The organism is Roseofilum reptotaenium CS-1145, from assembly GCF_028330985.1.
GTDB classification, from domain to species: domain Bacteria; phylum Cyanobacteriota; class Cyanobacteriia; order Cyanobacteriales; family Desertifilaceae; genus Roseofilum; species Roseofilum reptotaenium.
Map to the genome: position 1 here is coordinate 33,306 of NZ_JAQMUE010000085.1, position 10,506 is coordinate 43,811.

At 42.8% G+C, this 10,506-nt stretch carries 8 protein-coding genes and 1 pseudogene; 3 read left to right on the top strand and 6 right to left on the bottom strand.

What is annotated here, in order from left to right:
- The first annotated feature begins 77 nt into the window (after positions 1-77).
- A complete protein-coding gene (locus PN466_RS19075; RefSeq protein ID WP_271942483.1) occupies positions 78-1,532 on the top strand; it encodes a LuxR C-terminal-related transcriptional regulator in 1,455 nt (484 codons plus the stop codon).
- 88 nt (positions 1,533-1,620) lie between these two features.
- Here PN466_RS19075 and PN466_RS19080 read toward each other — a convergent pair whose 3' ends face one another.
- The 6 genes from PN466_RS19080 to PN466_RS19105 form a co-directional block, all read right to left on the bottom strand.
- Complete coding sequence (locus PN466_RS19080) at positions 1,621-2,202, bottom strand: hypothetical protein (protein ID WP_271942486.1); 582 nt, start codon at positions 2,200-2,202, stop codon at positions 1,621-1,623.
- A 141-nt stretch (positions 2,203-2,343) separates the two neighbouring features.
- Positions 2,344-2,760 (bottom strand): glycine betaine ABC transporter substrate-binding protein, encoded by a 417-nt coding sequence (locus tag PN466_RS19085; RefSeq protein WP_271942488.1) that lies wholly within the window; start codon positions 2,758-2,760, stop codon positions 2,344-2,346.
- A complete protein-coding gene (locus PN466_RS19090) occupies positions 2,711-2,911 on the bottom strand; it encodes a glycine betaine ABC transporter substrate-binding protein (RefSeq protein ID WP_271942491.1) in 201 nt (66 codons plus the stop codon). The genes PN466_RS19085 and PN466_RS19090 overlap by 50 nt, the downstream gene beginning before the upstream one ends.
- 166 nt (positions 2,912-3,077) lie before the next feature.
- Complete coding sequence (gene proX / locus PN466_RS19095; RefSeq protein WP_271942494.1) at positions 3,078-4,145, bottom strand: glycine betaine/L-proline ABC transporter substrate-binding protein ProX; 1,068 nt, start codon at positions 4,143-4,145, stop codon at positions 3,078-3,080.
- 4 nt (positions 4,146-4,149) lie between these two features.
- The gene (gene proX / locus PN466_RS19100; protein WP_271942497.1) at positions 4,150-5,163 is read right to left on the bottom strand and encodes a glycine betaine/L-proline ABC transporter substrate-binding protein ProX; all 1,014 of its coding nucleotides are present in this window, start codon (positions 5,161-5,163) and stop codon (positions 4,150-4,152) included.
- A 10-nt stretch (positions 5,164-5,173) separates the two neighbouring features.
- On the bottom strand, positions 5,174-8,752 hold the full coding sequence (locus PN466_RS19105) for a glycosyltransferase (RefSeq protein ID WP_271942499.1): 3,579 nt from the start codon (positions 8,750-8,752) through the stop codon (positions 5,174-5,176).
- Positions 8,753-9,077: 325 nt separating this feature from the next.
- On the opposite strand from PN466_RS19105, the gene PN466_RS19110 reads away from it, so the two are divergent.
- Together PN466_RS19110 and PN466_RS19115 are read left to right on the top strand one after the other, a co-directional pair.
- Positions 9,078-10,013 (top strand): hypothetical protein, encoded by a 936-nt coding sequence (locus PN466_RS19110; RefSeq protein WP_271942501.1) that lies wholly within the window; start codon positions 9,078-9,080, stop codon positions 10,011-10,013.
- A 262-nt stretch (positions 10,014-10,275) separates the two neighbouring features.
- A pseudogene (locus PN466_RS19115) lies at positions 10,276-10,506 on the top strand (hypothetical protein); the annotation flags it as partial.

Here is a 10,506-nt window from a genome sequence, read left to right on the forward strand (position 1 = left end):
TCAACAATGTTTCCAGCTTTACAGAATTCGGCGTAATTTTGGGAATCAATGGAATAGCGCAACTCCTTAGCCTTACTATGTCCGATCCAAGTCCCAATCTGTTGAATGTCCCGCGATTGCTCTTCGATTTGCACCAAGCCAATCGGATTGCCCAAAGTATTTATGGCTGTTTAGATGCTCGAGAAATTGCCAATCGAGTCACGCAAGAACTGGTTGAACAGTTTAATTGTAGGTTAGCCCGAATTTGGCTGGTAGAACGTCAGTTTTCTCATCTCAAACTGGTGGCTTCTTCTGGGTTATATACCAATACCGATGGCTGTTTCGGACAAGTGCCGATGGGAGCGTTTAAGGTCGGGAAAATCGCGCAAAATCGCGTGTCTTTTTTAAGTAATAATCTACCGGATGAACCTTGGGTGAAGGATCGAGATTGGGCTATTCATCATGGCATTCAAGGATTTGCCGGGTATCCTTTAGCCACCCCAGAAACGGTAGTTGGAGTATTAGCGGTGTTTAGTTGCGAACCCCTAGCCCCAGAATTTTTAGAGATATTATTGAGTTTGTGTACGACGGTGACGGTCGCTTTGGGGAATGCGCTGGAATTTGAAAAATCGCAGCATTCTAAGCCGGCCCAGCGATCTCCGTTCAACTTGCCTTCTCCTATGCTTTCGGATCGCTTGGCACATATCTTACAGCGCGTGCCCTTAAAATTAGTGGGGACAGAGCGATCGCTACCCATCTCGTTCACCTATCTATTCTTACGTTTGGCGGAAGTCGTGCAGCAGCTCAATTGCATGACTTGTTCTTTAATTTACGAACAAGAGTTTGCGATTTTGCGATCGATTATACCGGTTTCTGAGGCGATCGCCCTGGAAGAGAACAGCCTACAAGATAGTTTCCTGCCTCATGAGATCGAGCATATTTCCTTTGCTAGTACCTGTTTGGGAGGACGATTAGAAGCAACTTTAGACAGTCCCCAAACCATTCTCCAAATTGCTCTGCAACTCCCCTATACCCAAGAGCCAAACCCTATTCGCGTGCGGGTTAATATGCGATCGCCGGCTTTGCAGTTTGCCTTTTCGCAAATGGTTGTTGCTGCCGGGTTTAGTCTATGCGTGACTCCCTCAAAAAAGATCCCTTTAATTAGCGATCGCAGTAGTTTAATTCATGAAAGTCAGTATGTAGTTTGGGTGCAGCACGATAGCCCAATTATTCCCAAAACCGTGAAAGCGAAAATCGACTTAGAAACCCATCCCACACAACTCAGGCAAGCGATTGAAACGATTATGGGTGGAGGAATCTGGGGAATTGAAGATGACACGCAAACCCAACCCACCCTATCCGTACGAGAGCGAGAAGTGATGAAATTACTGACCCAAGGATTGCGCGATCGGCAAATCGCGAATCGGCTTTATATTAGCGAAAGTACTGTTAAGTTTCATATTAACAATACTTTAGCCAAACTCAAAGCTAAAACACGGATGCAGGCTCTCTATCAACTGATGCAAAATGGTTGGTTTGACGATCAGTGTTAAAATATCGAGACTAGTACAGCACTTCGCCCAGAAGTGTTGAATCTTAATATAAAACTTTACATTCAACTGAAGAAAAGTCCCTAGTGAACTAAATGAGGGTTTCTGGAATCAGATCGTAGCTCCAATGAATAATAGAGCAGTGCTGACTAAGTTCGACTGGCAAATAACGGAATTTATCCAACAGGCTTTGGCCATAGAACTGATGAACTTCCATTAACTGCAAGAGCAAGTCAGCGATTAACACCATCAGAATTGGTAAGGTCACTCCAGTCTCATTTTTAGTAATTAATTTATCGAGTTCCCAATGCTTTCGATAGATTTCACTAATCTCTTCGTTGCTCATTTCGATTAAGTTAGTGGCCAGACGATATTCAGTTCTGTCTTCTAAATCACAGAACCATGCTACCCGATATCTTTGGGGTTCAAAGTGAGTTTTCATATAGAACTTGTGGTCTTCTCTCGATTTACACGCTTTAGAGAAGGTCGATATATCCACCTTCATACTTGTATGATTCAATCGGTAGAACAAGCCTCTCATACAAGTCAAACTATTATCGAGTAAGAAGTTTAACCAGATTTCAAAGAAGAGGCAAGAGTTGAGAACTGGGTAGTCATGAGCAGACAATGACTTGAGAATCAGTTTGACCAGATTGGTAAAGGAGACTACCATTTAGATAATATTATTTTGATACTTGAGGATAGAATGCCATATTTTATTCTCTTTTTTTTTCGGCATTAAGCTAACATTCAACACTTCTGTTGCTCCCCCTATCTCGCTATCAAAGCATAAAGCACTGTAACTACTATCCCTTTATTTACCTTCCCCTTTTGCCTCTTCAATCCAACGATCAAACTGCTCTTGATTGTCCTTCACCCATTCTTGAGCCAAACGGCGCATATCTTCCGTTGTATTCTGCCCTTCTTTAATCCGTAAACTCGCTTTATTCATATCTTCCAGGGGAATTTGCACCAAATCAAACCAGCGTTTGGCTACTGGATTATCTGCTATAAATTTTAGGTTAGATATTACTTTTTGAGTCGGTCTAGAAAAAACAAGATTCTTTCCATTAAATGTAGTATCTTCCTCAGTTAAATCAGTAATGTATTCTGGGGAAGAAGTAAAAGGGACTTCTAACCAAATCACATCTTCACCTGGCTTTAAAATAGCACTAATCCAATTAGGTATAATAGAAGATGGGTTTTTCCTCTTCGTAACGAGTAATTGCATCGGCTAATAAAGCAGTATAGCTTCCTTGATCATGCTCTACCGTATCTTGAAGTTTATAGGCTTCAATATGGTGATTTGTGGTCAGCTCACAACTCCAACCTGGATTGCATCCGGTTAAATTTGCTTTTCCATCTCCATCCAAGTCAAACAATTTAGCAATTTCCGGATCTTGAAATTGTTCTAGATTAGAAATATCGTACTCCGAATATGATGTTTTTTGGAGAGGATTTAATAGTCATGATATTATAAGATTATATATTCCAGGACTATGATAACAATCTTGATTCATATTTATCCAGTTATCTTCATAAAAATTATCAACTTTCTGCTTTTGCTTCAGCTAACCATTGATCGAACTGCTCTTGATTTTCAGAAATCCATTCTTCTGCTAAAAGACGAACTTTCTCAGGGCTATTTTCTCTTTCCCTAATCCGCAAACTCACTTCATTCATATCTTCAAGAGAGAGTTGGACTAATTCTAACCACCGTTTTGCAACTGGATTAGCGGCTGCAAATTCTGGGTTGACAACAATTTCTTGTGCCCCTCCTGGAAAACCTGTATTTTTCCCATTAAACGTGGTTTCTGCTTCAGTAAAATTTTCATTTCCTGGGAAAGAAGTAAATGGAACTTCTAACACAATTGTATCGTTATCTGGTCTTAAAACCGCAGAAATCCAATGGGGATTATAAGCATAAAATAAGATTGGCTGTCCTTGTTGATAGCGACTAATCACATCAGTCAGCAAAGCTTCATACACTCCTTGCTCTTGTTCAACGGTGTCTTGCAGTCTATAAGCTTCTATATGATGATTGATCGCTGATACACAACCCCAACCTGGATTACATCCAGCTAAATTTGCTTTTCCATCTCCATCCCAGTCAAACAATTTAGCAATCCGTTCATCTTTCAATTGTCCGAGATTAGTAATTCCATATTCTTGAGCCGTTTTTCGATCAATTCGATATCCCCTAGTGCCAATGGGAACAAAAACTCCTAGTTTTTTTATTTTTTTATCCCCCCCTGCTTGGTTAAACATGCCATCATGACTGGGGCTATAGTAAATAACACTATAATCTAAATCTCCATTAGCAATAGAAAAATAAATTCCGGGATACTCTAGTTCTTTAATAGTAGCAACTTTATAGCCTAGCTTTCTTAGACCAATATTGACCACTTCAGTTTGAAATATTTCTTGAAGCCAGGTACTATGAGCTGAACGAATAGTTACTTCGTTGAGGGACGAATTTTGAGTTGAGTTTTGCGTAGTATAACAGCCAGCTAATCCCATGGTTAGAGATAAAATAGTTGAAGTTAATATGATTTTTGACCAAATCTTTAATCGCATTAAATTACTTTGAAAAGATGGATATTTGTATTCAGGCATGGTTTTATTTATTTACCGCTTTCGCCTCTTCAATCCAGCGATCGAACTGCTCTTGATTTGCACTCACCCATTCTTCTGCTAAACGGCGAATATCCTCCTGAGCATTTTCACCTTCTTTAATCCGTAAACTTATTTTATCCATATCCGCAAGGGGAATTTTTACCCTCTCAAACCAACGTTTTGCCATGGGATAATTGTCTGCAAAGGTTTTATTAATCACAATATTCTGTTGGCTTCCTGGAAACCCTGTATTTTTGCCATTAAATGTAGTCTCTTCTGCGGTTAAATTACTCAATCCTTCTGGGAGAGAGGTAAAAGGAACTTCTAACCAAACCGCTTCTTGATCCGTTTCTAAAATGGCAAATATCCAATGGGGATTATAGGCATAGAATAAAATGGGTTTTCCTTGTTCATAACGAGTAATTACATTAGCCAGAAGAGCAGTATAATTTCCTCGATCTTGTTCAACGGTATCTTCAAGTTCGTAGGCTTGGATGTGATGATCGATCATCGATTCGCAACTCCACCCTGTATTACATCCCGCTAAATTTGCTTTTCCATTTCCATCTAAATCGAAGAGTTTTGCCAGTTGTGGATCTTTCAATTGAGCAATGTTATTAATTCCATATTGATCGGCTGTTTTCTTGTCAATTCTGTATCCTTGGCTTCCTTCAGGAATCAACAACCCTGAGATCTCCAATTTTTCATTGCCACCAGCGTTTTCAAAAAAATCTTTATGGGCTGGATTATAGTAGATGACCGTATAATCGAGGTCGCTATTAGCCAGAGAAACATAGATAACAGAGTAATCTAATTCTTTGACGGTATCTATAGTGTAACCCAGTTTTTCTAGTCCCAAATTTACAACTTCTGTTTGAAAACTTTCTTCCACAAAACCACTATGGGCGGCTCTAATCGTAACGGGTTTAGCATTTTCATTGGTTCTTTGGGTGGGTTGACAGGCGATTAACCCTATCATTAGAGAAAGAATTGTAGGAATCAATCGGGATTTTAACATTGATATTCTTTTATTCATGTTGTAAGATGACTTCTTTCACCATTGCCAAGTGTTTCGGCAACTGTTTTTGGTTGTCAAATAAACGATTCACTCGTGCGTAAGCATTTCCCCGTAAGCGGTTGGCGTAGTCGGTTTCGATCGCCTCCACCAGGACGTTGGCTAAGGCTTCTGGATCGCCAGGACGCACCAAATACCCTTCGTGGCGATCGCCGATCATCTCCGGTATGCCAAACACATTGGTGCTGACAATCTTTAAATCAAATGCCATGGCTTCCAAAACCACCCTCGGAAAGGACTCTTCAAAACTGGTGCAGACAAAGATATCGCTTAAACCAAAAAAGTCAAACACATAGCGCGTTTCTGGATACATTTTCACATAATCCAGCTTTAGCCTCTCTTGCACCTGACGCAAATAGTCCAGATAGATAATTTCGCGAGTTCCCACAATCAGAAACTCTAGGTTCTTAAACTGCGAGGCTGGATAAATCTTCTCTAAGTGCTTAATGGCTTCTAAGAAAATATGCTGTCCTTTACGCTCGCACGTCGTTCCAATCACCGAAATCACCGTTTTTTCCTCAGAAATTCCATATTTCTGCCGTAAATAAGACTTGTTATTGCTTTCGCGAAACTCGGCAATTTTTCCTAAATTCATGCCTCCGGGAATCGTGCGAAAACGGCCGTGAACATCCAAATCGTGGAAGATCTGCCGCGTGGCATCGGCGACAAAAATAACCCGCGACGCATTCTGAAAACAACGCTCCAATAAACAGCGCATTACTTGCGGGGGAGAGTCGCCAAAAAAGTTGCGTAAACTGCGCTCAACGGTGCAACTTTCATGGATATGCCAAATACTGGGTAAGCCAAACAGTTGGGCTAATTCTATTCCCCAAAAACCAACCATTGTATTGGACATCACCAGATCGAACTCGGTCATGTCTAGGACTTTTCCCACCTGTTGGAGACGCTGATGGTAGGTTTCTAGGCTATTATCAACTCGTTGCAGATTATCTTCAATCAGTTTAACCGGAATATTAAGTGCTTCGTAATCGTTGCGTAACGGTCCATCAACGAGGGAAACGATATTAACTTGGCATTCTCCCGACTCAACAAAATGCTTGGCAAAATTGTAAGCCATTAAGGGAGCGCCTTCGAGGGCTAAATTGTGGGTAACCAGTAGAATTTTAATGCCGGAAATTCGACTGCTATGGACATAGTGGAGGGGGTTTAAGTCCATGGTCATGGAGTCGATATTAATATTGGCATTAATGTAGGGATCTTTCTTTCCCCAATATCGATCCATGAAATTCAGGTGTTCTTTGGGATTATAATAGTCTCCCCGCGAGGCACTTCCTTGATGAATGAGGGTGGCTTGGGGGGTATAAACGACCCGCTTACCGGTGTCTTGCACCCGTAAACAATAGTCCACATCATTGAGTTCTAAGCCCAATTTTTCCTGATCAAATCCCCCGACTTGATGGTAAAGTTCGGTGGACGTGAGTAAACAAGCTCCAGTGACGGATGAAACATTACGGGTGGTGTGGGGATAGAAGAGATAACCGAGTTCTTCTTTGCGTAACCCGTGGAATAAATGACCGGCTAATCCACCATTGGGGCCGATACAAACTCCGGCATGTTGTAGGGTATTATCAGGATACAGGAGACGAGCGCCAACCACTCCGACTCCTTCAATGGACATCCAACCGACCATGTCTTCGAGCCAACCGGGAGCGATCGCCGTAATATCATTGTTAAGCTGCAACATGAGGGGCGTTTTCACCTGTGCAGCACCAAGATTCACTAAGCGAGAATAGTTAAAGCCCTCTCGTCCGGTTAAACTGGGGTCAGGGCGTTGGGTTCTAATCACCTGATAGGTTAATTTGAGGTCTCCTAGGGAGGTTAAAGAACCATTTTCCAGTTGACTCAAAAATTCTTCTGTCTTGGGTTCCGTAGACTGATCGTCAACAATAATGACTTGCACGTAGCACGGATCTACGGTTTTCTCCAAACTAGCGATACATTCCGATAAGATTTCCGTGCGATCGCGAGTCGGAATGACGATTGTAACAGGATTTTCCGCTAAAATTGAAGCATCCCATTGCAACTGATGCAAACATAACCCGTACTTGGTGGCTAAAGCCGGTAAAAAGGGTTTCGCCTTTAAATTGCGTCGCTCCAGGGTATCGGAAATTGCTCGATAGGCACTATCAAAGACATAGGTTTTCTGCGTTCCTTTCGATGCTGTACTTTCGGGATGGACGCGCCAATGATAACAGACGTGGGGAATATGACGTACCCTATCCATCGTCGTCTTTTCCCGCACCCGCAGGTAAAGATCGATATCCTGTGCTCCCTCTAAACCCGATCGCAGTCCTCCCACCTCGTCAATTAAGCGCTTGCGAATGACAGCTAAATGGTGGGTATAATTGTGGGCGATCGCCATTTCTGGACTCCAAACCCCCTTCATTTGGTATCCATAGCGCTCTCCTGTGGGCGTAATTTTGTCCTCATCTGTATACATCCAATCCACATCCGGGTATTGGTCTACACATTCGGCTACCTGCAACAGCGCATCGGGAGATAACAGGTCATCATGGTCTAAAAGGGCGATATAGTGCCCCGTTGCCACCTCTAGGGCTGAATTGGTCGCCTTGACAATATGGCCATTTTCGGTTCTAAATACAACCTTAATCCGAGGGTCTGAGGCTTGCGCTGCGGTCAAAACTTCTTTAACATGGGATTGAGTCGAGGCATCGTCAGCGATACATAACTCCCAGTTGGGGTAAATTTGCGCTTGTACCGAGGCGATCGTTTCTTCTAAAAAGCCCTTCGGTGGATTGTAAACGGGAACCACCACGCTAATTTTTACACCTGTTTTTTCTAAGCGTTGCGCCGACTCTGCCATCAACTCCCGCACCTTAACCGTTAAGCGATTATGCCCTAACCAGCGCTGATAGGGGTCTTCCTGTTGCCAAGGATGAATAATTGTAGAATAGGGCGTAAGCGGTTGCGTTTGGGTTTGGTCATAGTAGCGCTTAACAAACCGAACCCAAACGAGAGGAGATAAGGGAATTCCCCCGCGCTGTTTATACGCCAAAATTACCTTAGTCATAAACCCAGAAATCATCTGGGAAACTTTCGGTTTTGGCGGACGCTCGTACACATTTTGAATCGTAATAGTACGGGCAAAACAACAGACCGACTCCCCATTATCCAAATTCGCCATAATCTTGATGGCAATCTCCCCAGAATAATTGGGTTCAATCGGTAAATTCCAGCCAAAGCCACTATTTTCAGCCGAGGGAGCATCAATAAACGCTTGGGTGACATCGGGACGGGGTTCCCCGTAGGTGATGGTTTCTTCTATACTTTCATCTTGAACCAGCGTCAGCGACTCAATCGTATGACGATGATGAAACACCCAACCCGCAATCCGCAATACCCCACTGACATTGCGTTCAATGGGATTTGGACTTTCTAAAAATCCCTGGAGGTCTCCCGTGGGATTGACCTCTAGGTTGGGCGATTGCTTCAGTAAAGCCTTCAGGGGCGCTTTCACCGTTTGTATCAGGGGGTTCAGGGATTTTTTCATGCAAAGACAGTCCACTCCAAATCAAGCTGGAACCGGTGGGCCCAGAGTCGATTAGCAACACTGTAACAGAATAGCTGAAGATTGCGATCGGCGATCGATGTGCAGCGGCTTCCTGGCTAACCATACCTTTGGCGATCATTAGGAGGCAAGTTATTCTGGGCCCCTTGTTAGGTTCAATTAAAGGCAACCTATTAGGAGTTAATTGTTAATGGAACTGGGCAGAATCGAACTGACAACTCCAAATCAAGCTAACGCTATTAAAGCAGCTCAAAGCTATACCTAGCTTGCATTCTAGAACCTTGAAAAGGAAATAGGTGCAAAACAGGTGCAAAACTGGAAAGACTATCTAGACCGCTCCTGGTCTCTGGTAAATGAGTATTTCCACTCTAACCAGATTGACCCATCCAAATTGGTAGACCATGAGCTAGTGAGGACTCACCTCAAGGCTTGCCAGAAGTCAACCCCAAAGGGTGTCTCTATCAGCAAGAACCGTAGTCGTCTGTCCCTTCGGTTCAAAGTTGCCAGCAAGTCTCAGACTTCCGATAATGGTTGCAACGAAAACTTCACTCGCGATGGATGCATTAACACTCTGGCGAAAGCCTTGGCAGTCTTTAACCAGCTCAAAGAGTTTGATAAAGAATCAGAGTTTTGGTCGTGGTATGAGTCAGAAATCAAAGGCGCTCAAGTCCTTGTTGATGATGTCCTAACCATTGGCGATGCCATTGAAATCGTGAAAGCGAATTACCTCAATGGCTATGACAAATGCGGCAGAAAGAGAAGTGATGAAAAATCAAAAGTCAATACCCTGGCTGGCTATCACCAGGCATATGGCACTTATCATCAGAAGCTCAATCCCGCTCTCAAACTTACTGGAGAAAACATTATCTCCGAAATTATGAGAAACTGGGAAACCCTTTACCATAAAAAAAACAAAGGGTTTAAGATGGCTTACGCTGCTTGCTGTAAGCTTCTCCGGGATACAAAACTCTCATCAGAGCTGGACAGAGTTACCAGTCATTTTGGGGCTATCCGAGTAGTCAAAAAAACTGAGATGCAAACTATTGACCTTGAGACTTTTCTAGACTTTAGGGCTAGAGCTTTGGGACTTAATGGCTACAAATTAACCAAGGCTCAGTTAAATAATATCGAATCCCGTAAGTCATGGTTTAAAGCTGCTTGCATTAACCTAGTTTACGGTTTTAGGTGTTCTGAATTTAAGGCTATTCGGAATCTTGATGAACCGGTAACAATTGATGGTTAAACCTTTAAGGCACTCCATGACCCAACTAATGATGAGAATATCGTCATTATTGGGGATGGGTTTTGGGTAACTGACACCAGTGGTAAACGGCACTATATTACAGTGAAAACTGGTAACCGTATTGCCCGTCCCAATACTTCAATCAGATTACCCTAATCTGATTGAAGTATTGGGGATAAAAGACCCAGATGTGAAGATGCCTGAATGTACCCCTAAATCTAAAAGCAAGGAAAAGACCCTTAAAGAAATTTACCCTTCCACCATGAGAAAACGCCTAGCCGATTACATCAAGCAAGTAGGAGGTCAAGGTTTCACTCAAACTCATGCCCTACGCCACCTGGCTAATTACCATGGCAAACTTGCCGGGTTGACGCGCGACCAGCGTGCTTTATCACTGGGACATTCCCAAACCATGAATGATAAATACGACAAGCACCAAACTACCAGGAACCAAGTGAACCTTCTGATGGCTGACATCTCTGAGAAATCAGAG

Excerpts from the sequence above, each read along its gene's own strand:
- PN466_RS19085 (WP_271942488.1), bottom strand. The coding sequence starts at position 2,760 with ATGCAATTACTCGTTACGAAGAGGAAAAACCCATCTTCTATTATACCT.
- PN466_RS19075 (WP_271942483.1), top strand. The coding sequence starts at position 78 with ATGTCCGATCCAAGTCCCAATCTGTTGAATGTCCCGCGATTGCTCTTC.
- PN466_RS19105 (WP_271942499.1), bottom strand. The coding sequence starts at position 8,752 with ATGAAAAAATCCCTGAACCCCCTGATACAAACGGTGAAAGCGCCCCTG.
- proX (WP_271942497.1), bottom strand. The coding sequence starts at position 5,163 with ATGTTAAAATCCCGATTGATTCCTACAATTCTTTCTCTAATGATAGGG.
- PN466_RS19080 (WP_271942486.1), bottom strand. The coding sequence starts at position 2,202 with ATGGTAGTCTCCTTTACCAATCTGGTCAAACTGATTCTCAAGTCATTG.
- proX (WP_271942494.1), bottom strand. The coding sequence starts at position 4,145 with ATGCCTGAATACAAATATCCATCTTTTCAAAGTAATTTAATGCGATTA.